A 26,384-nucleotide genomic window follows, 5' to 3' on the forward strand; every position below is an offset into this window, starting at 1 on the left:
ATCTACCCCTCTCTCGTACCCAATAAACCACGTGGCCTGAAAATCAGGATCAGTACCAGCAACAGATAAGGCATTACTGGCGCTACCTGAGAAATGGTTAAACTTAAAAGGGAATACCATGGTGAAGTCATTTGCACCGCGACACCAATGACTTTCAGGACACTAGCGAGAGAATAGTCAAGAGCGACGGCAAAGGTTTGCAATATGCCGATGAGCAGAGATGCAATAAAAGCGCCACCCAAGGAGCCCATCCCACCAACGACGACCACAACAAAGATGATGCTACCCAGCGTTGCGGCCATGCCAGGTTCAGTCACAAACGCATTTCCGCCAACCACACCCGCCAACCCCGCCAACGCGCAACCACCGCCGAACACCAGCATAAAAACGCGCGGGACGTTATGACCGAGCGCCTCGACTGCATCTGGATGCGTCAGGGCCGCTTGAATAATTAAACCGATTCGGGTTTTAGTCAGCAATAGATAGATCGCAAGTAACATCACCATCGCAACCAACATCATAAATGCACGGTATTTAGGAAAGGTCGTTGTATAGAGCGTAAAAAGAGGACCATCGAGTTCAGCCGGAATCGCATATGGGATACTAGCTCTACCCCAGATGAGCTGTACGACCTCAAGAATCACGTATGACAAACCAAAAGTAAATAAAAGCTCCGGAATGTGCCCATATTGATGGACTTTACGCAATCCAAAACGCTCGACCAAACTCCCCAATATGCCGACGGCAACTGGCGCCAGGATTAATGCAGACCAGAACCCGAAATGCGCACTCAGCATTGCAGCAAAATAAGCACCCAGCATATAAAAACTGGCATGGGCAAAATTAAGCACCCCCATCATGCTAAAGATTAAAGTCAAACCCGAGGACAACATAAACAATAGCAGCCCATAGCTCACGCCGTTGAGCAAAGTAATCAGAGTAAATTCCAAGGTACACAATCCTCTTTAATGAACGTATCGCACATCGTCCGGAAACCGTCTGCACAATTGCAGCATCGACTGACAAAAAAAAGAGCGGCATTTTACTTCTGACGCCACCCTTTTTAGAATTGGACTTAGCCTGGTCGCTTCATCTGACAAGACGAAGGCTGTGAGGCAACATAGGAATCGATTTTAATATCTGTCTTCCACCCAAGGCCGGTATTTTCCTGATCAAACAAAACGTCTTTGCCGTTGGTTTTCACCCAGGTTGCGATGTACAAAGGTTGCTGCAATTGGTGATCCATTTTGCGCATGCTGACATCGCCATTGAGGCTCTTGAAATTTGCTCCCTCCAAGGCAAATGCTACTTTCACCGGATCGATTGATTTTGCTTGCTTTACCGCTTGCGACATGGCGGTCAGGATTGAATAGGTTGCCATCGAATAGTAGTCGTCTTTGTATTTGGCTTTGAAACCTTGAACAATATCCTTACCTACAAAGCCTTCGTTGTTGGTGTTCCAGTAGGCGACATATTTGACGCGATCAATACCCGCCGGACCCATTGCAGTAGGGACGCCAGTTGTGGATGCGTAATAAGTAAAAAAGTTGGCTTTTAGATCGGCATCTTTTGCAGCCTTAATCAGCAAAGCCAAGTCTGCGCCCCAATTGCCGGTAATAACAGTATCAGCGCCAGAGGCTTTAATTTTGGCGATGTAGGGAGAAAAATCCTTGACCTGCCCAATAGGATGCAGATCATCCCCAACTACTTGAATGTCAGGGCGTTTGCGAGCCAAATATTCTTTTGCAGCACGACTCACTTGCTGTCCAAAAGAGTAATTTTGCCCGATAACATAGACTTTCTTTACGTTTTTATCGTTGACCAGATAACTGGTTAAGGCTTCCATCTTCATATCAGAATTGGCATCAAAACGGAAATGCCAGAAACTGCATTTGCTGTTTGTCATGTCCGGATCAACGGCGGCGTGGTTCAGGTACACAATTTCTTTACCAGGATTTCGCTCATTATATTTATTCACTGCGTCCATTAAAGCCAGCCCTGCGCCCGATCCATTACCTTGAGTGATGTAGCGAAAGCCCTTGTCAATCACCGTTTTAAGCACGTTTAAGGATTCTTGCGGGCTAGCCTTATTGTCAAAGCCAACCACTTCAAATGTATTGTTACCAGCCCACTTTTCGGCATTCGCTTTATCAGCAACGTACTGGAATGAGTTCAGAATATTTTGACCAACTGGAGCAAACGGGCCAGATAAAGGATCGATATAAGCGATTTTGATCGTTTCGGCCATTGATACCGGGGCTATCAAGGTCAATGCAACTGCAACAATTGAAACACGAAGTGGGAAGGCCATTTGTTTCTCTCCAATGATGGTATTGTGGAAAACGATATTCACCCTGCTGTACTACTGACATCTACGATCTTCTATTCGCTACACTCCTGAAACTGAACATACAAACATACAAAAAAACAGGCGTTGCTGAAAAAAATGTAATTTTCTTGCAGCAACGCCTTTCAACCTTATGCCGTGGGCAATCGATGATCTTTAAATTGTTCCCTGAGTTTATTTTTTAAAATCTTCCCTGTCGCCCCCATAGGCAAAGCGTCGATGAACACCACATCGTCAGGTGTCCACCATTTCGCGACACGTCCCTCAAAAAATTCAAGTAAAGTTTCTTTCGTCAGTTCGGCACCAGATTTTTTGACGACCAATAACAAAGGCCTCTCGTCCCATTTTGGGTGAAACACACCAATACACGCCGCCTGCAATACGGCAGGATGTGAAACGGCCACATTCTCCAGATCAATTGTACCGATCCATTCGCCCCCGGATTTGATCACGTCTTTGCTTCTATCTGTGATTTGCATATAACCATCAACGTCGATGGTAGCGACATCCCCAGTCGGAAACCATCCGTCTTGCAATACATTTCCGCCCTCGCCTTTAAAATAAGAAGAAATAATCCACGGCCCCTTGACGAGCAAATTGCCGTAAGTCTTTCCATCCCAAGGCAATTCTTTACCGGCGTCGTCGACGATTTTCATATCTACGCCATAAAGGACGTGCCCTTGCTTTGCCAATATTACTTCTTTTTCCTCTTCACTCAGATCACTGTGTCGGGAGAGTAAAGTACATGCGGTCCCCAGCGGCGACATTTCGGTCATTCCCCAAGCATGCACAACTTCCACGCCATAAGTGTGGCGCAAAGTTTTCATCATGGCTGGCGGGCAAGCAGAGCCGCCAATAACGGTCCGTTTGAAACTAGAAAATTTCAAATCATTTTGACCGACATAGGTCAACAAGCCCAACCACACGGTTGGAACACCTGCTGAAAAAGTCACCTGCTCTTGCTCGAATAATTCGTAGAGCGATTTACCATCGAGATGTGGCCCGGGGAAAACAAGCTTAGCGCCGGTGAGTGGCCCGGAATAAGGCAATCCCCATGCGTTAACATGGAACATTGGCACCACTGGCAAAATTGAATCACGCGCTGATACGTTAAGGCCATCTGGCAACGCCGAGGCATAAGAATGCAAGATCGTTGATCGGTGCGAGTACAAAGCGCCTTTTGGGTGCCCCGTTGTTCCAGAGGTATAACAAAGACTGGATGCAGAATTTTCATCAAACATCGGCCAGACAAAATCATCATTATTGTCATTAATCAAGTCTTCATAGCACAAGAGATTCGCGATTTTGCCATCCGTTGGCATACGATCGCGATCACACATCATGACAAATGCTTTGACGTTTGGACAAAGCGGTGCGATGGCGTGAATAATGGGTAAAAAAGTCAAATCAAAAAATAGATACTGATCTTCTGCATGATTGACGATGTAAGAAATTTGTTCTGGATGCAGACGTGGATTCACGGTATGCAAAACCGCCCCAGAGCCAGAGACGGCATAATAAATTTCCAGGTGACGGTAGCCATTCCAGGCCAAAGTTGCGATGCGATCGCCGAGATGTACTTGTAATTTTTTTAGTGCATTAGCCAACTTTTTTGTACGCTGGTGACATTGCGTGTAGTTGTAGCGGTGTATGTCCCCTTCCACTCGCCGCGATACAATCTCATTTTTTCCAAAGTATCGATCTGCATGTTCGATAATGCTGGAGATCAGCATAGGTTTGTTCATCATCTGACCCAATACCGGACTCATTGCATGCACTGACATTTGCGCTCCTCAAAAAAAATGCTGCTGGTCTTTCACTCGTCTTTTTATCACGTTCCGCCATCATTCAAACCGTTCTCACAGCGCACCCACTGCAAAAGCCATATCAGCCATGGTATAAGTCAGAACGACTTACCGATTTTTGTACGACCGTTCTAATTCGTCAATCACTATTTTTGCCGCGCAGCAGCATTTCCAACTATAAAACACGCCACATACTGCAATTACCTCATTCAAACAATGATCATAACGATATTGCAACGCGCAAAAAAGCGTCTCAAAAAGTGCTCAAAAATGTCACATTCAGTTTAATAAAAGGTAAAAAGGCGAGAATAAAACGATATCGTATCGCTCTACCTCGCCTTTCTTAACGCAAAGATGACTTCACGCCTTTATCTGAATTTTAAGTGCGTTTCGGCCGCAAATTGGTGCCAGCGCCGGTGACTGGTGCCCCAGACTCCAATACAAAATTCGCCTCCTTATCTGTTCCTAAAGCCGCAACCAGATATGGCATGACTTCTTTCAAAGTCGCCATCAAGGTCCATGGTGGATTCAAAATGAACATGCCACTACTATGCAAGCCAAAACCATCTGGCGTAGGGCCACTGATGGATAAAGTAACGTTTAACCAATCCTTGCTTGGCAGGCGTTTTAATTTATCCGGCAATTGACGGGATTCCTGACGATTTAAGGATGGATACCAGATTGCATAGGTGCCCGAAGGGAAACGCTTTAATGCGTCTTCAAGTGCTACCTTGACGCGGCGATAGTCATCTTTGACTTCATATGGCGGATCAATTAACACCAAACCGCGGCGAGATGGTGGTGGCAATAAAGCTTTCAAACACTCAAATCCATCACCGTCAGAAATAATGACGCGTTTACCGCGCACCGTTGGACGACGGCCCTGCTCTGCAGCGTGCGCATCGAGTTTTCTGAAATTTTCACTCAGAATTTTGATTTCACTCGGATGCAATTCAAATAAACGTAAGCGATCCTGCTCACGCATGACTTTGTCGGCGCAGTAAGGTGAACCCGGGTAATACCGCATCTTGCCACTAGGATTTAAGGCTTTCACTAAATCCATATAGTCAGCCAAAGCAGGTGGCAAATCTTTTTTATCCCATAGCGGGGCAATACCGGTTTCAAATTCCGCGTTTTTGCTTGCATACCCGCTGTCGAGGGCATACAAGCCTGCACCTGAATGCGTATCCACATAGGTATACGCTGCATCCTTCTGATTCATATATTGAAGTAGTTGGATCAACACAAAGTGTTTGAGCACGTCGGCATGATTGCCAGCATGAAACCCATGGCGATAGCTGAGCATGATGAAATTCCTATAAAAAAATGAAAGGCAACTTGCTGCTGCGAGTTGCCGTGATAATAACGACTAAGATTTTTAAGAACTCAAACAAAATTGCAGCAAAGAAAGCTAAAAGACATAAAAAAATCTAGCTGCGGAGCTGCGTATTGGCGAGAGTTCTCCTTATTTTTATTGTTAAAAATGAAGTCAATCGACGCGTTTTCCAAGAATAATTAAATCTCGTTCAATACCATCCAGCGTTGCAACACGAGGCATATTTGCCCATGTGCCGAAGCCAAATGTTTCAAACAATTTAAGACTGGGAGTGTTGTGGCCAAAAATAAAGCCTAATAAAGTATGCACACCTATTGTGGGCGCATGAGCTATCGCCTGCGTCAGAAAGCGTCGCCCTAATCCCTGGCCACGCGCATCCTCATGCAAATAGATCGATAACTCAGCCGTTCCTGCATACGCTGGACGACCATAAAAATTGGAAAAAGAAAGCCACCCGGCGATTTTACCATCTCGCTCGCTCACCCAGAGCGGACGTCGGTCTGGCGTATGTTCATAAAACCAGGTGTGCCGGGATTCGACAGACACAGGTTCAGTATCAGCAGTCACCTGCCGCGATGCAATCGTGGAGTTATAGATTGCAACAATTGCGGGTAAATCCTCGAATCTGGCGATCCGGTAAGCAAATTCTTCAGACATCATGCATTAAATGGTATGTGTGGCCCGACTGGAACGCAAAGCACCGCCAAGGGCATCTTCAACACGCAAGCGTATACGTTTACCACTTTCGTCATCCGGAAAGTGAACACCGATACCTTGTGACTTGTTATTACCAGCACCTGCCGGCGTAATCCAAGCGACCTTACCAGCAATCGGGTACTTGGCTGGATCATCCAGCAAAGTCAGAATAAGGTAAATTTCTTCACCAATTCTGTAATTCTTGTTGGTTGGCACGAAAATCCCACCATTTTTCAGGAAGGGCATGTACGCGGCAAACAAAGCAGCTTTTTCTTTAATCGCCAGCGATAACACCGATGGGCGATTGGGAGCATTAGGGATACCTGAATCTGATGATAAATCGGACATTTTGTGCTTCCGCGGGGTTTAAGCGAAGAGTGCAGAATACTCCAGCAACATATCTTCTAAAAATAACTTGGCTGACAAAGGATGACTAGCAATTGCCTGGCGTTCATTTGTATTCTTGATGATTTTCAATAAAGAATCCGTATCAATCCTTGCTGCCAAGGCCTTTAATTCTCTTTCATAGCGAGGATAATACCGGATTCTGCCACTTTGTTTAAAAGAAAATATATCGTAAAGCCAACGCTGCATCCAGGCAATCGTGATTGGCATCTCCATTTTTTGCATTTTATCAGCCAATTTGAGACTATTGTCTGCACCTGGTTTGCTCAGTTGCCGCAAAAACTCATCTAACTCTGCACGATTATCAGATTGCGACATCTCCAGCGCAGCAAGTGGTGCTCCACCTTGCTGTGCCAGCCACATATCTGCATCTTTTGCGCCTTGCGCTTGCATCCACGCCAGCGCCTCCCCACGCTCGGGCATGCCCAAGGCAAATTTATGGCAACGAGACAGTATTGTCGGTAGCAACTTATCCAAACTATTGGAAACAAGAATAAATACAGTATCGGTACTTGGTTCTTCCAACGATTTCAATAATGCATTCGCAGCGGGAATATTCAACGCCTCTGCAGGATACAAAACGATGACGCGCTTGCCTTGCCTGTGAGTGGAAATATTCATAAAATCAGACAGACCTCGTATCTGATTAATGACGATTTCTTTTGAGGGTGTTTTACTCGTCTTGGTAGTCTTACTCGTCGTTTCGGATTCAGCTTCGTTTGATGATGCTTCTTCTTCATCCATTAACTCGGGACGAACCCGTCTGTAATCTGGATGGCTATACTGGCTAAACCAGCCGCAAGACCCGCATGTTTGGCAAGCATGGCCGTCAGTATCAGGATGATCACACAATAAAGACTGCGCCATGTGCTCAGCGAACAAGGTCTTACCTATACCCTGCGGTCCATACAGCAAAAAAGCATGCGGCATACGTGCGCGCAAGGACTGGAAATAATCCCATGCCTGATTTTGCCAGGTAAATAACGGGTTACTCATGCGACCTTCATGGAAGAAGCTAACAGAACATCGATCAGCACATCTAGCTGCTGGCGAATCTCAGCTATCGTTTGCGTCGAATCAATAATACGAAAGCGGTCAGGAAATTCTGCCGCACGGCGCAAATACTCATTGCGGGTATCTGCAAAGAAATCAGCCTTTTCTTGCTCAAATTTATCCAACTGACGCGTCGCATCCAAACGAGCACGCGCCACATCCAACGGCACATCAAACAACAAGGTTAAATCGGGCTGCAAATGCGGATGCACCCATTGCTCCAACGCGTTGAGTTTATCAAGGGACAAATGTCGACCACCGCCTTGATAAGCAAAACTAGCATCGGTAAAACGATCAGAAATCACCCAATCGCCGCGGGACAATGCGGGCTCTATCAATTGCGCAATATGTTCACGGCGCACGGCAAACATCAATAAAGCTTCTGTTTCCAGATGCATTTTTTGTTGCAGTAAAACTTCGCGTAGGGTTTCGCCTAGAGGTGTGCCACCCGGTTCACGAGAACTGAACACCTTCACATCATGCACTGCCAGGGCTTGTTGCAAACGTTCAGCGACGTAGGCAATATGAGTCGATTTTCCAGCACCGTCAATGCCTTCAAAGCTGATAAATTTTGCGGTAGGTTTCATTCTTGCATTCTATTTTTAGCGTTGATACTTGTTTACTGCCCGATTATGCTCACTCAGATTATCCGAAAATACACTAGTGCCATCACCACGTGCGACAAAATATAGCGCTTCACTTTGTGCTGGATTTAAAGCAGCAGTTAAGGAAGCCAGTCCAGGCAAAGCAATTGGCGTCGGTGGCAAGCCAGCTCGTGTGTAAGTGTTATAAGGTGTATCGGTCAATAAATCTTTTTTGTAAATTTTTCCTTGATAGCGCTCACCCATACCGTAAATCACGGTGGGATCAGTTTGTAACAACATGCCGCTTTTCAGGCGATTAGCAAATACTGCGGAAATCATACAACGTTCCGACTTTTGCCCGGTTTCTTTTTCTATAATGGAAGCCATGATCAAAGCTTCATATTTATTTTTATAAGGCAATCCAGCGGAACGTGCTTCCCATGCATCATCGAGGTGCTTCGATTGTGCCGCGTATGCTTGTTGATATACCTGAAGATCGCTGGTACCTTTTGCAAATAAATAGGTATCAGGAAAAAATAAGCCTTCGGGAAGCGCATAGTCGGCGTTGAGTTTTTTCATCAGATCACGGTCAGACCACGATTTGGTGTCATGCTTTAAGTCTGGACTTGCATCAATCGCTTTTCGCATTTGCGCAAAAGTCCAGCCTTCGATCACCGCTACTGCGCCCTGTGAAAACTCTCCATTGACGATTTTATCGAGCAGTTGCAGCGGTGTTTTTCCTGGATCCAATTCATACGAACCGGCCTTAAGTTTGCTTGCTTTACCACTCGCACGAGCTAACAACTCAAAAAAAATGGCAGGGACCGGAACGCCAGCTTCCTGTATTTGTCTTGATGCGCTACGCACACCGCTACCGGCTTTGATTGTAAATTCTACGGTTTTGCCATCTGTATCTAAGGCCTGACCTGACCAGTAGATCAAACCACTAACCATAGCCGCAAGCAACAACACCAGCAAAATAAAAAGATTTTTAATCAGACTCATAGAGCGTATTGAGGAGGGTTGTCGTTAATTATCGATATGCACGTTAATTTTTTACGAGCTGCGTACTAAATATTGCATATTTAAGCATCTTCTTTCGCGCTGACGGGATCAACTGTCCACGTTTAATTTTTTGAAAATAAACTAAAAGCAACGAAACATACTCACTAAATGATATATTTAAAAACAAAAGAAGCTGGCTTCAGCTAACTTTTCGGCGGGCTACTATAATTCACCTATCCTGGCGCGAGCGCTATTGTAAAGCCAACACATGATTAAGTTAAAGCACTTACGAAAAAGTGCACATTCTTATTATGGCCGTAAGTAATTATTGTCTTGTTGGTCTTAAGTTAATTCGAAAGTACTGCATTTATGTCGCAAAATTTTTTTACCGAACAACAGATTGAGCTGATTAACGGCAAAATCACTGGATTGACATCGATCTGGAACACGCCAACGTTTGCTAGTGGATACATCACGATTGTGGCCGATTCAGGCCTCATACTCGCGACAGGAGACGATGCAGCGAGCTTTTTACATAATCAATTAAGCAATGACTTTGAACATCTGAACACAGAAATAGTGCGACGCGCAGCCTATTGCACGGCAAAAGGCCGGATGCTGGCAAGCCTGCTTTACTGGAAGACGGAAGACGGTATTACATTGCAATTACCAAAAGAATTGCAACCAGCGATTCAAAGGCGCCTGACCATGTTCATCCTTCGTGCGAAAGCGAAACTGGCAGATGTCAGCGATCAGTCGATTTGCTTCGGGATTGGTGGTGCGCAAGCTAACGCAAGTTTGCACAAATACTTCCCGACTTTACCAGCACTGCCTAATACGAAAATCAGCAATCAGTTTGGCACATTGATACGTTTTCACAATGACGGTCAAAATCCTCGTTACGAATGGATATGCCCAATTGCGCTCGCCTCAGGGATTTGGCTGGAATTAAAATCTCTTTTACAAGTCACCAATACCGACGATTGGTATCTGGCGGAAATTGAAGCGGGCGTTCCACACATTACAGCGCGCACACAAGAAAAATTTGTACCTCAAATGATCAATTTCGAATTGATTGGTGGTGTCAATTTCAGAAAAGGATGCTACCCAGGCCAGGAAATCGTCGCGCGTAGTCAATATCTCGGCAAACTGAAACGTCGCATGGCGCTGGCAGAAATTGCCAGTTCAGAGTTAACAGAAGGCACTGAAGTGTTCAATGAAACAGATTCAGAACAATCGTGCGGCCTAGTCGTCAATATTGCCAGCATTGATGCACATCGCAGTCTTGCCTTGGTCGAGATGACATTAGCGGATCAGGAACAAGGAGGCATACATTACGGCAGCCCTGATGGTCCTGTCGTCAAATTGTTACCCTTGCCCTACGAAATAACAGACATTACACGCTAATCAGTCGATTATTTTCAACCGTGCCGTTGGCACGGAATTTTTGTGATGCTATTCGCATCCTGAATTTATCCAACGCCACAATCTTCACGATGAAGTTAAGCACATGAATTGTTACGTCTATTTCAAAGCAAAAATAGAGCACGAGGCTGCAATTATCATTGAAGAACGCAAGTTAAATGAAATTTTGCGTCAGCGTTTTAACTATATGCCGCGTTTAGAAAGAAGGCCGGATACCACGAATGGCTTACATACGTGGATGGAGGTTTATGAGGACATATCTGATACATTTGAGCAAGATCTGAAATTAGCTCTGATGCAAACAGATTTGCCCAATTTGCAGTACAGTGAACGCCATGTAGAATTTTTTTTGAATGTAGATGTATGTGCCTGATTGTTTTTGCCTGGAAATTACTCCCTTGCAGCCCATTGGTCGTGGCGGCTAATCGTGACGAGTTCTATGACCGACCCGCAAGTCCTGCAGAATGGTGGTCAGATGCGCCGCAGATTTTTGCCGGCCGCGACCTGCAATCCGGTGGCACGTGGCTAGGGATTCAAAGCGACCAAGATGGCAATCCAGCGAAAAAATTTGCAGCAATAACGAATATACGTGCACCATCAGAAAAACGCGATGATGCCCCTTCGCGAGGAGAATTAGTATCCAATTTTCTGCGCTCTGATTTATCAGCACAGGAATATATTGCACGCCTTCAAGGCAAAGTCGACGACTACAATGGATTTAATCTTTTAGTTGGCGATCAGAATGATTTGATCTGGTTTTCCAATCGACATCTCGACAACCCAAAAAATGGCGTACCATTACCGCCTGGCATTTACGGCATCTCCAACGCGGCCTTGGATACATGCTGGCATAAGGTAGTTCGTACCAAAGCAGAATTTGCCAGCCTGATTTGCCAGCTCGCACCTGAAGACGCGTTCTTTGAAATGCTGGCCAATACGACCCAAGCACCCGATTGTCGCTTACCAGACACGGGAATTTCATTTGAAATGGAGCGACTGCTCTCGTCGCCGTGTATCGTCTCAGATGGTTATGGCACCCGCGTTTCTACACTGGTGAAAATTCACGCTCATCACCCGGCAGAATTTCATGAGAAAATTCTGCGTTAGTTGAAGCTCTTCGTTTCTACAATTAAAACGATCTGATTGCCGATCGCCATAAGCGCAAGGCGGCGAGGCACTTCAATGCGCATGGCAAGATTGCATAAGCAGAAGATAAAGCGTGCAGTCCCTCGGGTGAAGTAGTTCCGGGCTCATAACCCAATACCTGCAAAAGGGGCAAAGCCAAACCTGCCGCTAATGCCAGATTCATTTTATTCGCCCAACTCCAGGCTCCAAAATAGCTTCCCTCATAGCGTTCGCTGTGCCCTGCTCTATGAATTACCGCAGCCAACAAAGCGGGGGGCAACGCCAAATCAGCCCCCAAAGAAAAACCAGTAAAGACGCAAATCACCGCGAATGGGATTAGATCGTATGAGGACAGGTTATATGCCCAGATAAAACTCCCTATGGTAATCAGCATCGACAACAACCATGCATCTCGTTCATGTGTTCGTTTAGCAAACGCGCTCCAAAAAGGCATAGAAATCGCCGCCGAAATGAAATAAATCAGCAGAAGATAGCCAGACTGCTCAGCAAGATGTAACTGATCTTTGGTATAAAACAAAAATAGTGTCGCGGGTATGGCAGCAGCGATACCATTGAGGACAAAAACGCTAAACAAATTACGAAAATCGGAATTTTTGAACATCACACGCCAGCTCAATGATGCGCTCACCACATCCTGACGATGTACAACAGCAGGTATCCATCTGAACAAACTAGCCGCGCCTATCAACAAGCTCAGACCTAGCAACAAAGATAGCCAGGTGAAACTAACTAGCTGCCCAAGCACAGCAACACTCAGAACGCCGAGCAAACCGCAGCATTCACGCACCGCACTCAAACGCATACGCTCGCCGGGCAACTGTGTCAAAGCCGCACCCCAGGCCTGATAAGCAATACTAGCAAGGCTAAATCCAGCGTAGACGACTATTAAAGAAACAAAAAACCAACTAAATATTGCCGCCCCCTGCTCTTCTGGTGGGTGAAATAAGGCAAAGAAGCCGATCAATAAAAGTGGAATCGCATACAAAATATAGCGTCCATAGCCCTGTCCTTGTGACCGCTTATCAATCAGCGAACCGATATACGGATCAAAAAAAGCGTCAGCAATACGCGAAATTAACAGCGCTGTTCCAACCGCACTTAAAGAAACGCCAAAACGTTCCGCATAAAACTGCGGGACATACACATAAATCGGCAAGGCAATAAAAGCCAAAGGATAGGCAAGCAAACCATAGGCTAATAGTCGTGAAAACGGCAAAGTCATCATTGGTCAGTGCTTTCTGAGAAGCCCTCATATACATTGCACAAAAAAATAAAAATTAAATGAAGGGGTAAATAATTGGAGATTATTTTTTGTTGAATAAACAAACGTTGAATAAAAAAAGCGCGTTCATTATTTCATGAACACGCTTTTTTTGTCGCTAAACGATTTTTGAGAAAATCTACCGCATAGGCACTGCGGCTTTAACCGCTAACTAAGCTCTTCCAATCGCAACTTAGTCACCTGTCCAAACACCGTCGACAACTGTTCAATCTTCTGTATCGCTGCAACGATATTTTTCTCTTTGGTCTGATGCGTTAGGATAATGATATCCGTGCGTGTTTCGCCATCACCAGGTTCTTTTTGCAGCATTGCGTCGATTGAAATACTCAGGTCCGCCAGGATGCGAGTTACGTCCGCTAGTACTCCAGGGCGGTCCTCTACATGCATGCGCAAGTAATAGCTAGTCACGATTTCTGACATCGGCAAAATTGGCAGATTGCTGATAGAACCCGGTTGGAAAGCCATGTGGGGAACTCTGTGTTCAGGATCAGCCGTTGCCAGCCGCGTTATATCGACCAGATCGGCAATCACTGCGGAAGCTGTTGGTTCAGAACCTGCGCCTTTACCAGAATACAACGTCGCACCGACAGCATCGCCTTGTACCAGAACGGCATTCATCGCACCTTCGACATTGGCAATCAAACGTTTTGCAGGAATCAAAGTTGGATGCGTACGCAGCTCAATACCATCGACCGTGCGCTTAGTAATACCTAGCAGTTTAATGCGGTAGCCCAATTCTTCCGCATAACGGATATCAACCGCTTGTAAGTTTGAGATACCTTCAACATGCGTAGCATCAAACTGCATAGGCACGCCAAATGCAATCGAAGCCATAATACTTGCCTTATGTCCAGCGTCGATACCCTCAATATCAAAAGTCGGATCCGCCTCAGCGTAACCCAATGCCTGCGCTTGTTTTAACACGGTATCAAAATCCAGGCCTTTATCGCGCATCTCTGACAGGATAAAGTTAGTGGTGCCATTGATGATGCCAGCGATCCATTCAATACGATTGGCAGTCAGCCCTTCGCGCAGCGCCTTGATGATAGGAATACCACCAGCGACAGCAGCCTCAAATGCGACCATCACGCCCTTTTGATGAGCGGCTGAGAAGATTTCGTTACCGTGAATGGCAAGCAGTGCTTTATTGGCAGTGATAACGTGCTTACCATTGGCAATCGCTTGCAGTACCAAATCTTTAGCAATACCGCAGCCGCCAATGACTTCAACGACGATATCAATATCCGGATGATTGACGACCAAAGCTGGATCATTCACTACCTCAACCGCATCACCGACTATCGCGCGAGCGCGTTCAACGTTGCGGGCTGCTACCATAATAATTTCAATCGGACGTCCGGCGCGGCGAATAATTTCTTCTTGATTTCGCTTCAATACATGGAATGTGCCGGTACCGACGGTACCTATGCCTAGCAGACCTACTTTGATGGGTTTCATATAGTTTAAACAGTCGAGTTAAATTAATTTGTTCCGTGACGCTTTCGATACGTTTCGAGAAAATGTTCGATGCGTCCAAATGCTTCAGTTAAATCATCCGTGTTCGGCAAGAATACCACCCGGAAGTGGTCAGGTTTGATCCAATTGAAACCTGTTCCCTGCACCAACAACACGCGCTGCTCGGTCAGCAGTTCGTGAATAAACTCCTGGTCATCCTTGATCGGGTAAATCTCAGGATCCAGTTTCGGAAACATATACAACGCAGCTTTAGGTTTGACGCAAGTCACGCCGGGGATTGCAGTCAATAATTTGTGGGCCAGATCACGTTGTTTTAACAAGCGCCCGCCAGGCCCCACCAGATCCTGAATACTCTGGTAACCACCTAAAGCAGTTTGAATCGCAAATTGTCCCGGCGCGTTTGCGCACAGACGCATAGAGGCCAGCATATTTAAGCCTTCTATATAATCTTTGGCGTGGCGTTTTTCTCCGGAAATCACCATCCAACCTGCGCGATAACCGCAAGAACGATAATTTTTTGATAGCCCATTCAAGGTCAAAAACAGCACATCATCTGCAAGCGAAGCGATAGAAACGTGTTCTGCCTCATCATACAGAGTCTTATCGTAGATCTCATCCGCAAATACAATTAATTGATGCTGGCGCGCCAGATCAACAATTTGCTGCAATACAGGCACAGGATACAAGGCACCGGTAGGATTGTTCGGGTTAATGACGACGATTGCCTTGGTATTCGGGGTAATTTTGCTCTTGATATCGTCAATATCAGGCATCCAGTCTGCGCTTTCATCACAGACGTAATGTACTGGCTTACCACCCGACAAGCTGACCGCTGCAGTCCACAACGGATAATCCGGCGCCGGGACTAATACTTCATCGCCGTTATTGAGTAAAGCATTCATACCCATCACGATGAGTTCAGACGCCCCATTACCGATGTAAATATCTTCTATCGTTACACCATGAATTTTCTTTTCCTGGGTGTAATGCATAATCGCTTTACGCGGTGCAAACATACCCTTGGAATCGGTATAACCAGCGGCATTGTGCATATTGCGTATCATGTCCTGCACGATCTCGTCAGGCGGATCAAAGTTAAATACCGCCAGATTACCGATATTTAATTTAATGATTTTGTGCCCCTCGTCCTCCATCTGCTTGGCTTTTTCCAGCACCGGACCACGAATGTCATAACAAACGTCAGCTAATTTTTGTGATTTTTGTATAGGTCGCACTAGCAGATTCCTTTGTATCATTGAGCATGCATATTGCCAGCGAGCATGAGATAACACGACCATAAGCCACCGTGTTTGCTGCACTGCCGAACGAAGCATTTTGCCCAAGGAATGCTGTTTAATCAAATTGTTTTAGGAAAATTTGTCTTTCGCTGACAAATTCAGTGATTTGCCTGATATTTCGGATATAAGCTTATAACCATAAACCTACATATACGTATCCGGTATCGATGGAATGCAATAAATTTGTGCATTTCTTGGAATTCGGTGAAAAAAAGTTACAATGCCGCACTCACAAGGCAGATTAATTAGCATAGAGCCATAATATGAAGTTGCATTCCACTCAAACCCAACAATATCAGACGATCACTGGTTACGAGCTTGATAGCGTAGAAATTAACGCGATCACTTATAAGCATAGCCTGATCGTTTTACCTGAGACCAAGCCAGTTGAATGGCCTGTCAGTCATTTTGACGCCATTACCGTCGACAATTTCGCTCAGATTGAAGCCAATCAGCCTGATGTGGTAATACTTGGCACGGGCAATAAACAGCGTTTTATTCATCCACGTCTGATTGCAGCACTGACAGCGCGCCGAATCGGGGTTGAATGCATGGACAATCAAGCAGCCTGCCGTACCTATAATATTTTAATGGCCGAAGGTCGCAAAGTCGCGTTGGCCTTAGTCATGGAAGACGCATGAGTCAAATCGATCAATCAGAAAAACTTCCCTTAGAATCGCCACGCGTACTGTGGGCGCTCGCGATTAGTTTTTTGTGCATCTGGTTTTACATGCTTGGTGCCAGAACGCTGGTACCCACCGACGAAGGCCGCTATGCAGAAATGGCGCGCGAAATGCTGGCTACCGGTGATTGGATTACATTGCGCTTGAATGGCATCAAATACTTTGAAAAGCCGCCACTACAAAACTGGATGAACGCGTTGACTTTTGCTGTGTTTGGGCTTGGTGATTGGCAAGCGCGTTTATGGACGGGCATCAGTGCTCTGATTGGCATCGTAGCGGTCGGCTACACAGGACGTAAGATTTTTAGCCCACGCGTTGGCACGATCGCAGCAATCGTGCTGGCTTCAAGTTTCTATTGGGCTGGATTAGGACACATTAACTCACTGGATATGGGGTTGTCCGGAATGTTTGCCATTGCCATGTGTGGCCTGCTACTCGGTCAACACGAAGCATCAAGCGACAAAGAACGGCGCATTGCCATGCTCGCATGCTGGATAGGCATGGCGTTAGCAACGATGTCAAAAGGTTTGATAGGCTTTGTCCTGCCTGGTGCGGTCTTAGTCATCTACACCTTATTGACGCGCGATTGGACTCTATGGACACGGTTGCACATTGGCAAAGGCTTGATTCTATTTTTTGCAATTACTGCACCGTGGTTTATCCTGATTGCCATACGCAATCCTGAACACCCTCACTTCTTTTTTATTCACGAACACTTTCAACGTTTTACCAGCGATGTACATAAACGCGAAGGCAGTTGGTATTACTTTTTCCCTTTGCTCGCGCTGGGAATTATTCCATGGATAGGATTGTTGATACAAGGGATGCGGACAGGTATTCAAGAGAAGAAGCGCGGCTTTCAGCCGTTGAAGATGTTATTAATATGGTCTGTGTTTTTCTTTTTCTTTTTCAGTATTTCGCATTCCAAATTACCAGGTTATATATTGCCAATTTTCCCTGCACTTGCATTGATGATTGCTGTGTACCTTGAAGAATCCAAACCAGATGCATTGAAAATAGCCAGCGTTTTGTTTGGTCTGTTAGGCGTAGTCGGTCTTGCCTTTATCAATACCATTGCTCATTTTGGCAAAGACCCCTACGACGCTCCGTTATACGCAGACTATGCAAAATGGATTGCCGCAGCGAGTGCTATTGTTATCGTTGGCAGTGCCGCAGCGTGGGCTTTTGCTACCAAAGGCAAGCGCGGAAAAGATATTGCAATCATCTCACTCGCCAGCGCCGGTTTTATCGCAGGCCAAGTCGCCTTCCTGGGGCACGATCCTTACGGTAAATATATGGCTGGCACGGCACATGTTGCGGCGATTGAGGCTGAATTAAAAACACCAACGACACCCATTTATGCGGTCGGTCGTTATGAACAGGCTCTGCCCTTCTATCTGCAACGCACAATGATACTAGTGGAGTTTCCTGACGAACTGGCGTTTGGGCTGGAACAGCAACCAGAATTATGGATTCCTAAGCGGGAAGAGTTCGTAAAACAATGGTTAAAACATGAACAAAATGACGAGCCAGCTGTTGCCATTTTGCGGACTGACATCTATGAAGATTTTCAGAAACAAAAAATCCCTATGCGAGTCATTGGTCAAGATCCAAGGCGGGTCATCATTGCAACCATCAATCTGCAAAAAACACCTAATTAACAATAATAAATAAACTTTTAAATAAGCAAAAACTACTATGAATCTCGCAACTTTTGGCTTCATCATCACCGGCATCTTGCTTAATGCAATGGCACAAATTCTGCTCAAAGCTGGCACAAAGGCAGTTGGGGCAATTCATCTGAATGCTGAAAACTGGTTTTCAATAGGCTTAAAATTGGCGACACAATTGCCCATCATTGGCGGCTTAACCTGCTATGTCGTTTCGGTGGTGGTCTGGATTATCGCTTTGTCACGGGTAGATGTTTCGATTGCCTACCCAATGTTATCGATTGGCTATATCGTTGCTGCAGTCGGGGCATGGTACTTCTTAGGCGAAGTCATCTCCATGCAAAGAATTCTGGCGATTTGCGTCATCATTGCTGGCGTAGTGTTACTTGTAAAAAGTTAAATTGACAATAATTAGAGGGAGTATGTCAGTTGATTCCTGGTTAAATCAAGATCAATAAAGCATCTTCCAGATATACTTGACGATACTCGGGACAGTATATAAAAACACCAGATTAATAATTTTAATCAGTTTTAATCAGTTCAGACGGTGACACCATCCCGTACTGAACCTCAGCAAAAAAAGGATAGTCATGAGCGATTCATTAGCATTTTTGCCGTTCACCAAACCAACCATGGATGAAGAAACCATCGCCGCCGTCGCCGATGTAATGCGCTCCGGTTGGATGACCAGCGGACCGAAGGTTCAGGCTCTCGAAGCACAGTTATCAGAGTATTTCGGCGGCCGTCCCGTTCGCACCTTTAACTCCGGCACTTGCACAATGGAGATCGCATTGCGCATCGCAGGCATCGGCGCAGGCGACGAAGTCATTACAACGCCAAACTCGTGGGTGGCAACCGCCAACGTCATTATTGAAACCGGTGCCACTCCAGTTTTCGCTGATATCGACCCTAAGACGCATAACATTGACCTAGCTAAGGTGGAAGCGGCCATTACGCCTCGCACCAAAGCCATCATTCCGGTTCACATGTGCGGCTTACCTTGCGACATGGACAAATTGTATGAAATTGCTGAGAAATACAAGCTGCGTGTAATTGAAGATGCGGCGCAAGCCATTGGCTCCAGCTGGAAAGGCAAACGCATTGGCTCTTTTGGCGATTTTGCATCGTTTAGTTTTCAGGTTAACAAAAACATCATGACTGGCGAAGGTGGCTGCCTGGTGTTAAACAATACTGAAGAAGCGCGTCTGGCTGAAAAATACCGACTGCAAGGGGTCACCCGAAGTGGATTAGACGGCATTGACGTTGACGTATTGGGCGGCAAATTCAATATGACTGATATCGCAGGTGCGATCGGCTTGGGCCAAATGAAGCACCTGGCTGAATTTAATGCCAAACGTTTAGACCTGGCGAAATACTATTTTGAGCAATTTGGCACTGATTTTGAAGCGCAAACTGGCGCTGAGTTACCGGTTGCCGATTTTGAAAACTCTAACTGGCACATGTTCCATCTGGTGCTACCAGAACGTATCAACCGTGCGACTTTCATGCAGCAAATGATGGATGTTAAGATTGGCCTCGGCTATCACTATCGCGCGATCCATTTGTTCACTTACTACCGTGAACGTGGCTTTACGGATGGCATGTTCCCGATCGCAGAACGTATAGGCAAACAGATCGTGACATTGCCTTTATTCCCGACGATGACAAAAGCTGATGTCGAAAGAGTCGTGTCTGCGGTAAAATCCCGCCTTCTTTGAAATTTGCACGTTCATATAATGAAACCCGAACTCTCCGTCGTCATTCCTGTCTACAACGAAGAAGCTGGCCTCGCCAAGCTTTTTGAGCGTCTTTATCCGGCCCTGGATACCTTAGCAGCGCGTGGTGTGAGCTATGAGGTGGTATTTGTTAATGATGGCAGCCGCGATAATACGGCCGTCATTTTGTCAGACCAGTTCCGCTTACGTCCGGATGTCACCCGCGTCGTTCTGTTCAATGGCAATTACGGCCAACACATGGCGATTCTGGCTGGTTTTGAGGCTACGCGAGGCGACATCGTTGTAACACTCGATGCAGACTTGCAAAATCCGCCAGAAGAAATCGGTGCATTGGTAGACAAAATGCGTGAGGGCTATGATTACGTCGGCTCTATCCGTCGCAAACGCCAGGATAGCGCGTGGCGCACGTACGCGTCGAAAGCAATGAATCGCTTCCGTGAAAAGATCACTCGTATCAAGATCACCGATCAGGGCAATATGTTGCGTGCCTATGGTCGCAATGTAATTGATCTGATGAATCAATGTAGCGAAGTCAACACCTTCGTTCCTGCCCTCGCCTACACATTTTCGCGCAAACCAACAGAAATCATTGTAGAGCACGAAGAACGTTCCGCAGGCGAATCAAAGTATTCGATTTATAGCTTGATCCGTCTGAATTTTGATCTGATGACCGGATTTTCTATCATGCCTCTGCAGTGGTTTTCTATGCTGGGTATGATCTTATCGGTATTATCTGGCGGCCTCGTTGGCTTACTCCTGATCCGTCGTTTTATATTCGGTGCGGAAGCTGAGGGTTTGTTTACTTTGTTTGCCATTGCCTTCTTTATGATGGGCGTAATCCTTTTTGGCATTGGGCTTCTGGGCGAGTACGTTGGACGTATCTACCAGCAAGTGCGTGGTCGTCCGCGCTACGTCGTGCAAACCATATTGCAAGATGTCAGCATAGATCAACCACAAAGCGACTAACATTCGCAGGTTTGGTTCATGACCAGACCTTTTAAACGAGAATTCGACATGACTCAAACCCCAACCACCGCCGTTGTTTTTGCCTATCACAACGTCGGTGTACGCAGCATCAAAACCTTGCTTGCGCGTGGAGTGCAAATTAAATTAGTTGTCACCCACGAAGACAATCCGGCAGAAACAATCTGGTTTGATTCCGTCGCCGCCTTATGCAAAGAACATGGCATCGAATCGATTACGCCAACAGATCCTAAAAATCCGGAACTCCGTGCACAAATTGCAGAAATAGCACCTGATTTTATTTTCAGTTTCTATTATCGTCACATGTTGCCAGTCGACCTATTGGGACTAGCAAAGCGTGGCGCCTACAATTTACACGGTTCTTTGCTGCCTAAATATCGCGGCCGCGTTCCTGTGAATTGGGCTGTGTTGCAAGGCGAAACAGAAACTGGTGCGACTTTGCATGAAATGGCAGCCAAGCCAGATGCGGGGGCCATCATTGCACAAACAGCGGTACCGATTCTTCCAGATGACACGGCCTATGAAATTTTTGGCAAGCTCACAGTTGCTGCCGAGCAAACATTGTGGCATGCTCTGCCCCGTTTGATCGATGGTAGCTTTGTTGCGCTCCCGAATAATCTGGCGGCAGGCAGCTATTTTGGAGGTCGCAAACCCGAAGATGGTCGTATAGACTGGAATCAGACTGCAAATCAGGTCTACAACCTGCATCGCGCTGTCGCCCCACCCTATCCAGGCGCATTTTTTGAACAATTTGGGCATCATTTTATTATCGAAAAAGCACGTTTATCAGATTTATCCGCTGCAAATTTGCCGACAGGCTTACATGTAGTAGATAATGTCATTTTTGGCGTGTGCGGCGATGGTCGCGCACTGCGAATAATCGAATTACGTTGCGACGGCAAGATCGTCTCGGCAGAAGAATTGCAGCATTTGACAGACACAGCCACTTAGAAGATCGGCGATAGTAAGACGGTCAAAGCACAACAGCAATCAACATTTACTTAAGAAGAACTCACCATGAAAAAAGTCCTCATTCTCGGCGTGAACGGTTTTATCGGTCACCATTTGTCCAAACGCATCCTTGAAACCACTGACTGGGAAGTCTACGGCATGGACATGCAAACCGAGCGTTTAGGCGACATGATCAACCATCCACGTATGCACTTTTTTGAAGGTGATATCACCATCAATAAAGAATGGGTTGAGTACCATGTTAAGAAGTGCGACGTGATTTTGCCTTTGGTGGCAATTGCAACGCCATCCACTTACGTCAAACAGCCATTGCGCGTGTTTGAACTTGATTTTGAAGCAAACCTGCCTATCGTTCGTTCCGCTGCAAAATACGGCAAACATCTGGTTTTCCCGTCCACCTCTGAAGTCTATGGCATGTGCCACGACGACGAATTCGATCCAGAAGAATCTGAATTGATCTGTGGCCCTATCAACAAACCACGTTGGATCTACTCTTGCGCGAAGCAATTGATGGATCGCGTGATCTGGGGCTATGGCATGGAAGGCTTGAACTTCACTCTGTTCCGCCCATTCAATTGGATCGGTGCTGGCCTGGACAATATCAACACACCGAAAGAAGGCAGCTCACGTGTTGTGACCCAGTTCTTTGGTCACATTGTCCGTGGCGAGAACATCTCCCTCGTTGATGGCGGCGCACAAAAACGTGCCTTCACCTACATTGATGACGGCATTGACGCTCTGATGCGCATTATTGATAACAAAAATGGCGTTGCTTCCGGCAAAATCTACAACATCGGCAACCCAACCAACAATTACTCTATCCGTGAGTTGGCGCACATGATGCTTGACCTGGCGACAGAGTATCCAGAGTACGCAGAATCCGTCAAAAAAGTACAACTGACAGAAACAACTTCTGCTGCGTACTATGGCAAAGGCTACCAGGACGTTCAAAATCGCGTTCCAAAAATCACCAACACATGTGAAGAATTGGGCTGGAAACCAGTAACAACGATGAAAGACACCATGCGCAATATTTTTGATGCCTATCGCTCACAAGTAGCGGAAGCACGCGCATTGATGGATTAATTTGTAGCCAAGTCAAAAAGCAGCCAAAAAAGCATACATGCCTTCTCTTGTTCTTAAGATAGACGTTGATACATTCCGCGGCACTAAAGAAGGCGTCCCAAATCTGGTGCGCCTTTTAAAGAAACACCAAGCCGGTGCCACTTTTCTGTTTTCATTGGGTAAAGACCACACTGGATGGGCGCTCCGCCGCGCTTTCCGTCCAGGCTTTTTCCAAAAAGTTTCCCGCACTTCGGTCGTCGAGCATTATGGATTTAAAACCCTGATGTATGGCGTACTCTTGCCTGCACCAGACATCGGTGCTTGCAGGAGTGAGATGCGTGCTGTTCAGGAAGCGGGCTTTGAATGCGGGATTCATACCTGGGATCATGTAGTCTGGCAGGACAACGTACGTCAACGTGGCAAGGATTGGACGCAACACCAGTTGCAACAGGCTCACCATCGCTTTAAAGAAATTTTTGGCGTTGCTCCTGATACGCATGGTGCAGCTGGCTGGCAGATGAATACTTATGCGTTCCAGCAATTGGATCAATTCGGCATGCGTTATGCTTCCGACGGACGAGCAATGCTCAACGAGGACGGTAGTCTGGCAAACACAGCATACGGCCCATATCGTCTGAAAATCGACAACGAGGTCGCCACCTGCGTACAGATGCCCACAACACTGCCAACTCTGGACGAATTATTGGGACGTACTATTAATGGTACAGAAATTACGACCTCCAATATTGCAAGTCACATTCTGAGTTTAAGTAAAGACCCTAGGGATCATGTGTTTACTCTGCATGCGGAGCTTGAAGGGCAAAAACTTGCCCCCATATTTGAGGAATTGCTGATTGGTTGGCAAAAGCAAGGCTATCACTGCGTTTCTATGGCCTCCTATTTTGCAACCCTTCAAAACACCGATTTACCTGTATACCCGCTGTCTTGGGCTAGCTTGCCAGGACGCTCCGGAGAACTGGTCGCTCAGGTTTAAACTGTCAGCGACTATTTCTTCTACCCTTAACCTAGGAGATCACAGTGGCTGACACCCCTTCTGCACTGAATTGCTTAGTACCTGATTTTTTTGCCGTGATGACGGGCGAAAAAGCGTTTCATTTACAAGATTACGCAGGCAAGAATATCATTTTTTATTTTTACCCAAAAGACAACACTCCGGGCTGCACCACAGAAAGTATTGCATTCCGTGATTTGCATTCACAATTTCAGGCAAATAATACCGAGGTTTTCGGCATAAGCCGCGACAGCCTTCGCTCTCACGAGGGTTTCAAAAATAAACTGGCGCTGCCATTTCAGCTTATTTCCGATCCAGACGAGACACTTTGCAACATGTTTAACGTCATGAAAATGAAGAATATGTACGGAAAACAAGCACGGGGCATAGAACGTAGTACTTTTGTGATTGACGCCAGTGGTAAATTAGTGAAAGAATGGAGAGGCGTCAAAGTAGCAGGACACGTCGATGATGTACTTGAATTTGTGAGCGCCCAAACCTAATTGAACTCGCCAGAATTTATATTGAATAAAGCCGCCCATGGCAAAGCCAGATTCCCGCTGGCAATGCCATAGCGGCTTTTAATTTTTTTAGCTCTCACTTTTTGATTGAGGTTTTCATGCCATTGCCAAAAATGCCGACAAAACCAGCCGCTCTGCTATCACCTAAGGAATATCCAAAGGCAGATAACACTAAGCCCGCAAAAGCGCTGAAAGCTGCACCTACAGAAAAAGCCAAGCCCGCAGTCGCTGTTACGCAGAATCGAAAGAAAGTCAGCGTTTCTGAGTCTGGCGGCGCATCTAACGTCAGCACTATAGTTAGCCAGGTAAGCAGCCCAGCAGTTAGTCCTGCTGTCGCAAAAAAAGCAACCCCAGCTCCACGCATTACTCCAGATCATCTCGTTGCGGCTAAAGCAAAAGCCGCCCAGAATCCCAACAAATCCGGTACCAGCCGTGCCGCCGATAAAGCCGGTGTTACCAAGCTGTTCGTTTTAGATACCAACGTATTGATGCACGACCCAACGTCCCTGTTCCGCTTTGAAGAGCACGACGTCTATTTGCCAATGATCACGCTTGAAGAGCTTGATGACCATAAGAAGGGCATGTCTGAAGTCGCACGCAATGCGCGCCAGGTTTCACGCTCGCTCGACGCCTTGGTTGGTGATATCGATCACCACGAGATAGAAAAAGGTATTGCCCTTTCCAAATTAGGCAATAAAGACGCCGGTGGGCACTTGTATTTCCAGACCAAGTTACAAATTGGCGCCCTGCCACCTGGTCTTCCACAAGGCAAAGCCGATAATCAGATCCTCGGCGTCGTACGTGCATTGGAACAAGAGTTTCCCGGACGCCCGATTGTATTGGTGTCAAAAGATATCAATATGCGCATTAAAGCCCGTGCTATGGGCTTGCCTGCCGAAGACTACTTCAATGATCACGTTTTAGAAGATTCCGACTTGCTGTACTCGGGCATCGTACAATTGCCTGATGATTTCTGGAATAAGCACGGCAAAGGTATAGAGACCTGGCAAGAAAATAAAAATGGCCTCAGCAGCACCTTTTATCGCATTACCGGCCCGGTTATCCCTAGCCTGCTGGTGAATCAATTTGTCTACCTGGAACCTAAGAACGGTGAAGCATCGTTCTACGGGCAAGTACGTCAGATCAATGGCAAAACCGCAGTTCTGCAAACGCTACGTGATTACGGTCACATTAAACACAGCGTCTGGGGCATTACTTCCCGTAACCGTGAACAAAACTTTGCGCTCAATCTGTTAATGGATCCAGAATGCGATTTTGTCACTCTGCTTGGTCAGGCTGGTACTGGTAAGACCTTGCTGGCATTGGCCGCTGGCCTCGCACAGGTTCTGGAAACCAAAACCTACAATGAAATTATCGTAACACGTGTAACAGTACCTGTAGGCGAGGATATTGGTTTCTTGCCTGGTACGGAGGAAGAGAAAATGTCGCCATGGATGGGCGCGTTTGATGACAATCTGGAAGTGCTCAACAAGTCTGATAATGATGCCGGTGATTGGGGACGTGCGGCAACCCAGGATTTAATTCGCTCTAAAATCAAAATTAAATCATTGAATTTTATGCGCGGCCGTACGTTCGTGAATAAATTCCTGATCATCGACGAGGCGCAGAATCTGACGCCCAAACAGGTAAAGACTTTGGTAACACGAGCAGGCCCTGGCACCAAGATTATCTGCTTGGGCAACATTGCTCAGATCGATACGCCGTATCTGACTGAGGGTTCAAGTGGCTTGACCTACGTAGTTGATCGTTTCAAAGGATGGGCGCACAGCGGCCATGTTACGCTAGCAAGAGGCGAACGCTCCCGCCTTGCTGATCATGCGAGTGAAATTTTGTAATTGCCTTTTCACTACTCATCTATGCTC

The 26,384-nt window shown here is 46.3% G+C and carries 25 protein-coding genes; 13 read left to right on the plus strand and 12 right to left on the minus strand.

Annotated elements, in window-relative coordinates:
• Positions 1-2: 2 nt before the first annotated feature.
• From ACO0KY_RS06510 to mltG, 9 genes are all read right to left on the minus strand, one after another.
• Positions 3-950 carry a branched-chain amino acid ABC transporter permease gene (locus ACO0KY_RS06510; protein ID WP_423044934.1) on the minus strand — a complete coding sequence of 316 codons (948 nt, stop codon included), beginning with the start codon at positions 948-950 and terminating at the stop codon, positions 3-5.
• Between the two features lie 125 nt (positions 951-1,075).
• On the minus strand, positions 1,076-2,248 hold the full coding sequence (locus tag ACO0KY_RS06515; protein ID WP_423045086.1) for a branched-chain amino acid ABC transporter substrate-binding protein: 1,173 nt from the start codon (positions 2,246-2,248) through the stop codon (positions 1,076-1,078).
• Positions 2,249-2,478: 230 nt separating this feature from the next.
• Positions 2,479-4,131 (minus strand): 3-(methylthio)propionyl-CoA ligase, encoded by a 1,653-nt coding sequence (locus ACO0KY_RS06520; protein WP_423044935.1) that lies wholly within the window; start codon positions 4,129-4,131, stop codon positions 2,479-2,481.
• Between the two features lie 400 nt (positions 4,132-4,531).
• The gene (locus ACO0KY_RS06525) at positions 4,532-5,458 is read right to left on the minus strand and encodes a 23S rRNA (adenine(2030)-N(6))-methyltransferase RlmJ (RefSeq protein ID WP_423044936.1); all 927 of its coding nucleotides are present in this window, start codon (positions 5,456-5,458) and stop codon (positions 4,532-4,534) included.
• Between the two features lie 183 nt (positions 5,459-5,641).
• Positions 5,642-6,145 carry a GNAT family N-acetyltransferase gene (locus ACO0KY_RS06530; RefSeq protein WP_423044937.1) on the minus strand — a complete coding sequence of 168 codons (504 nt, stop codon included), beginning with the start codon at positions 6,143-6,145 and terminating at the stop codon, positions 5,642-5,644.
• Between the two features lie 6 nt (positions 6,146-6,151).
• A complete protein-coding gene (locus tag ACO0KY_RS06535) occupies positions 6,152-6,532 on the minus strand; it encodes a PilZ domain-containing protein (protein ID WP_186912169.1) in 381 nt (126 codons plus the stop codon).
• A gap of 18 nt (positions 6,533-6,550) precedes the next feature.
• Positions 6,551-7,585: a DNA polymerase III subunit delta' gene (holB, locus tag ACO0KY_RS06540; RefSeq protein WP_423044938.1), complete on the minus strand. Its 1,035-nt coding sequence runs from the start codon at positions 7,583-7,585 to the stop codon at positions 6,551-6,553.
• The gene (gene tmk, locus ACO0KY_RS06545) at positions 7,582-8,229 is read right to left on the minus strand and encodes a dTMP kinase (protein ID WP_186912171.1); all 648 of its coding nucleotides are present in this window, start codon (positions 8,227-8,229) and stop codon (positions 7,582-7,584) included. Before tmk ends, holB begins: the two co-directional genes overlap by 4 nt.
• Positions 8,230-8,244: 15 nt before the next feature.
• Positions 8,245-9,231: an endolytic transglycosylase MltG gene (mltG, locus tag ACO0KY_RS06550; RefSeq protein ID WP_423044939.1), complete on the minus strand. Its 987-nt coding sequence runs from the start codon at positions 9,229-9,231 to the stop codon at positions 8,245-8,247.
• Positions 9,232-9,600: 369 nt separating this feature from the next.
• Here mltG and ACO0KY_RS06555 point away from each other — a divergent pair, with 369 nt between their 5' ends.
• From ACO0KY_RS06555 to ACO0KY_RS06565, 3 genes are all read left to right on the plus strand, one after another.
• A complete protein-coding gene (locus ACO0KY_RS06555; RefSeq protein ID WP_423044940.1) occupies positions 9,601-10,638 on the plus strand; it encodes a YgfZ/GcvT domain-containing protein in 1,038 nt (345 codons plus the stop codon).
• 103 nt (positions 10,639-10,741) lie between these two features.
• On the plus strand, positions 10,742-11,029 hold the full coding sequence (locus ACO0KY_RS06560) for a DUF4936 family protein (RefSeq protein WP_186912174.1): 288 nt from the start codon (positions 10,742-10,744) through the stop codon (positions 11,027-11,029).
• Positions 11,020-11,763, plus strand: a complete 744-nt coding sequence (locus tag ACO0KY_RS06565) for an NRDE family protein (RefSeq protein WP_423044941.1) — start codon at positions 11,020-11,022, stop codon at positions 11,761-11,763. Before ACO0KY_RS06560 ends, ACO0KY_RS06565 begins: the two co-directional genes overlap by 10 nt.
• A 22-nt stretch (positions 11,764-11,785) precedes the next feature.
• On the opposite strand, the gene ACO0KY_RS06570 is transcribed toward ACO0KY_RS06565, so the two are convergent.
• The 3 genes from ACO0KY_RS06570 to ACO0KY_RS06580 all read right to left on the minus strand — a co-directional run bounded on the left by ACO0KY_RS06570 (position 11,786) and on the right by ACO0KY_RS06580 (position 15,795).
• Positions 11,786-13,027 (minus strand): MFS transporter, encoded by a 1,242-nt coding sequence (locus ACO0KY_RS06570; RefSeq protein WP_423044942.1) that lies wholly within the window; start codon positions 13,025-13,027, stop codon positions 11,786-11,788.
• Between the two features lie 204 nt (positions 13,028-13,231).
• Positions 13,232-14,542, minus strand: a complete 1,311-nt coding sequence (locus ACO0KY_RS06575; protein WP_423044943.1) for a homoserine dehydrogenase — start codon at positions 14,540-14,542, stop codon at positions 13,232-13,234.
• Between the two features lie 23 nt (positions 14,543-14,565).
• On the minus strand, positions 14,566-15,795 hold the full coding sequence (locus ACO0KY_RS06580; protein WP_422995529.1) for a pyridoxal phosphate-dependent aminotransferase: 1,230 nt from the start codon (positions 15,793-15,795) through the stop codon (positions 14,566-14,568).
• 326 nt (positions 15,796-16,121) lie between these two features.
• On the opposite strand from ACO0KY_RS06580, the gene ACO0KY_RS06585 reads away from it, so the two are divergent.
• The 10 genes from ACO0KY_RS06585 to ACO0KY_RS06630 all read left to right on the plus strand — a co-directional run bounded on the left by ACO0KY_RS06585 (position 16,122) and on the right by ACO0KY_RS06630 (position 26,357).
• Positions 16,122-16,499: an Mth938-like domain-containing protein gene (locus ACO0KY_RS06585; RefSeq protein ID WP_423044944.1), complete on the plus strand. Its 378-nt coding sequence runs from the start codon at positions 16,122-16,124 to the stop codon at positions 16,497-16,499.
• Positions 16,496-18,202 (plus strand): glycosyltransferase family 39 protein, encoded by a 1,707-nt coding sequence (locus ACO0KY_RS06590; protein ID WP_423044945.1) that lies wholly within the window; start codon positions 16,496-16,498, stop codon positions 18,200-18,202. Before ACO0KY_RS06585 ends, ACO0KY_RS06590 begins: the two co-directional genes overlap by 4 nt.
• A gap of 37 nt (positions 18,203-18,239) precedes the next feature.
• Positions 18,240-18,611: a DMT family transporter gene (locus tag ACO0KY_RS06595; RefSeq protein ID WP_423044946.1), complete on the plus strand. Its 372-nt coding sequence runs from the start codon at positions 18,240-18,242 to the stop codon at positions 18,609-18,611.
• Positions 18,612-18,801: 190 nt separating this feature from the next.
• A complete protein-coding gene (locus ACO0KY_RS06600; protein ID WP_423044947.1) occupies positions 18,802-19,929 on the plus strand; it encodes a DegT/DnrJ/EryC1/StrS family aminotransferase in 1,128 nt (375 codons plus the stop codon).
• A gap of 18 nt (positions 19,930-19,947) precedes the next feature.
• Positions 19,948-20,913, plus strand: a complete 966-nt coding sequence (locus tag ACO0KY_RS06605) for a glycosyltransferase (protein WP_423044948.1) — start codon at positions 19,948-19,950, stop codon at positions 20,911-20,913.
• 48 nt (positions 20,914-20,961) lie between these two features.
• Entirely contained in the window at positions 20,962-21,882 is a 921-nt protein-coding gene (locus ACO0KY_RS06610) for a formyltransferase (RefSeq protein WP_423044949.1), read from the plus strand.
• A gap of 66 nt (positions 21,883-21,948) precedes the next feature.
• On the plus strand, positions 21,949-22,989 hold the full coding sequence (locus tag ACO0KY_RS06615; RefSeq protein WP_186912184.1) for a bifunctional UDP-4-keto-pentose/UDP-xylose synthase: 1,041 nt from the start codon (positions 21,949-21,951) through the stop codon (positions 22,987-22,989).
• A gap of 37 nt (positions 22,990-23,026) precedes the next feature.
• The gene (locus ACO0KY_RS06620; protein WP_423044950.1) at positions 23,027-23,962 is read left to right on the plus strand and encodes a polysaccharide deacetylase family protein; all 936 of its coding nucleotides are present in this window, start codon (positions 23,027-23,029) and stop codon (positions 23,960-23,962) included.
• A 44-nt stretch (positions 23,963-24,006) separates the two neighbouring features.
• Complete coding sequence (locus ACO0KY_RS06625) at positions 24,007-24,483, plus strand: peroxiredoxin (protein ID WP_423044951.1); 477 nt, start codon at positions 24,007-24,009, stop codon at positions 24,481-24,483.
• 116 nt (positions 24,484-24,599) lie between these two features.
• Complete coding sequence (locus ACO0KY_RS06630; RefSeq protein WP_423044952.1) at positions 24,600-26,357, plus strand: PhoH family protein; 1,758 nt, start codon at positions 24,600-24,602, stop codon at positions 26,355-26,357.
• Positions 26,358-26,384: the final 27 nt, after the last annotated feature.

Source organism: Undibacterium sp. Dicai25W (assembly GCF_049340505.1).
In the GTDB taxonomy this organism is placed as follows: Bacteria; Pseudomonadota; Gammaproteobacteria; order Burkholderiales; family Burkholderiaceae_D; genus Undibacterium; species Undibacterium jejuense.

Coding starts and splice junctions, on each gene's coding strand:
- ACO0KY_RS06515 (WP_423045086.1), bottom strand. CDS start 2,248: ATGGCCGAAACGATCAAAATCGCTTATATCGATCCTTTATCTGGCCCG.
- ACO0KY_RS06520 (WP_423044935.1), bottom strand. CDS start 4,131: ATGTCAGTGCATGCAATGAGTCCGGTATTGGGTCAGATGATGAACAAA.
- ACO0KY_RS06525 (WP_423044936.1), bottom strand. CDS start 5,458: ATGCTCAGCTATCGCCATGGGTTTCATGCTGGCAATCATGCCGACGTG.
- ACO0KY_RS06530 (WP_423044937.1), bottom strand. CDS start 6,145: ATGTCTGAAGAATTTGCTTACCGGATCGCCAGATTCGAGGATTTACCC.
- ACO0KY_RS06535 (WP_186912169.1), bottom strand. CDS start 6,532: ATGTCCGATTTATCATCAGATTCAGGTATCCCTAATGCTCCCAATCGC.
- holB (WP_423044938.1), bottom strand. CDS start 7,585: ATGAGTAACCCGTTATTTACCTGGCAAAATCAGGCATGGGATTATTTC.
- tmk (WP_186912171.1), bottom strand. CDS start 8,229: ATGAAACCTACCGCAAAATTTATCAGCTTTGAAGGCATTGACGGTGCT.
- mltG (WP_423044939.1), bottom strand. CDS start 9,231: ATGAGTCTGATTAAAAATCTTTTTATTTTGCTGGTGTTGTTGCTTGCG.
- ACO0KY_RS06555 (WP_423044940.1), top strand. CDS start 9,601: ATGTCGCAAAATTTTTTTACCGAACAACAGATTGAGCTGATTAACGGC.
- ACO0KY_RS06560 (WP_186912174.1), top strand. CDS start 10,742: ATGAATTGTTACGTCTATTTCAAAGCAAAAATAGAGCACGAGGCTGCA.
- ACO0KY_RS06565 (WP_423044941.1), top strand. CDS start 11,020: ATGTGCCTGATTGTTTTTGCCTGGAAATTACTCCCTTGCAGCCCATTG.
- ACO0KY_RS06570 (WP_423044942.1), bottom strand. CDS start 13,027: ATGATGACTTTGCCGTTTTCACGACTATTAGCCTATGGTTTGCTTGCC.
- ACO0KY_RS06575 (WP_423044943.1), bottom strand. CDS start 14,542: ATGAAACCCATCAAAGTAGGTCTGCTAGGCATAGGTACCGTCGGTACC.
- ACO0KY_RS06585 (WP_423044944.1), top strand. CDS start 16,122: ATGAAGTTGCATTCCACTCAAACCCAACAATATCAGACGATCACTGGT.
- ACO0KY_RS06590 (WP_423044945.1), top strand. CDS start 16,496: ATGAGTCAAATCGATCAATCAGAAAAACTTCCCTTAGAATCGCCACGC.
- ACO0KY_RS06595 (WP_423044946.1), top strand. CDS start 18,240: ATGAATCTCGCAACTTTTGGCTTCATCATCACCGGCATCTTGCTTAAT.
- ACO0KY_RS06600 (WP_423044947.1), top strand. CDS start 18,802: ATGAGCGATTCATTAGCATTTTTGCCGTTCACCAAACCAACCATGGAT.
- ACO0KY_RS06605 (WP_423044948.1), top strand. CDS start 19,948: ATGAAACCCGAACTCTCCGTCGTCATTCCTGTCTACAACGAAGAAGCT.
- ACO0KY_RS06610 (WP_423044949.1), top strand. CDS start 20,962: ATGACTCAAACCCCAACCACCGCCGTTGTTTTTGCCTATCACAACGTC.
- ACO0KY_RS06615 (WP_186912184.1), top strand. CDS start 21,949: ATGAAAAAAGTCCTCATTCTCGGCGTGAACGGTTTTATCGGTCACCAT.
- ACO0KY_RS06620 (WP_423044950.1), top strand. CDS start 23,027: ATGCCTTCTCTTGTTCTTAAGATAGACGTTGATACATTCCGCGGCACT.
- ACO0KY_RS06630 (WP_423044952.1), top strand. CDS start 24,600: ATGCCATTGCCAAAAATGCCGACAAAACCAGCCGCTCTGCTATCACCT.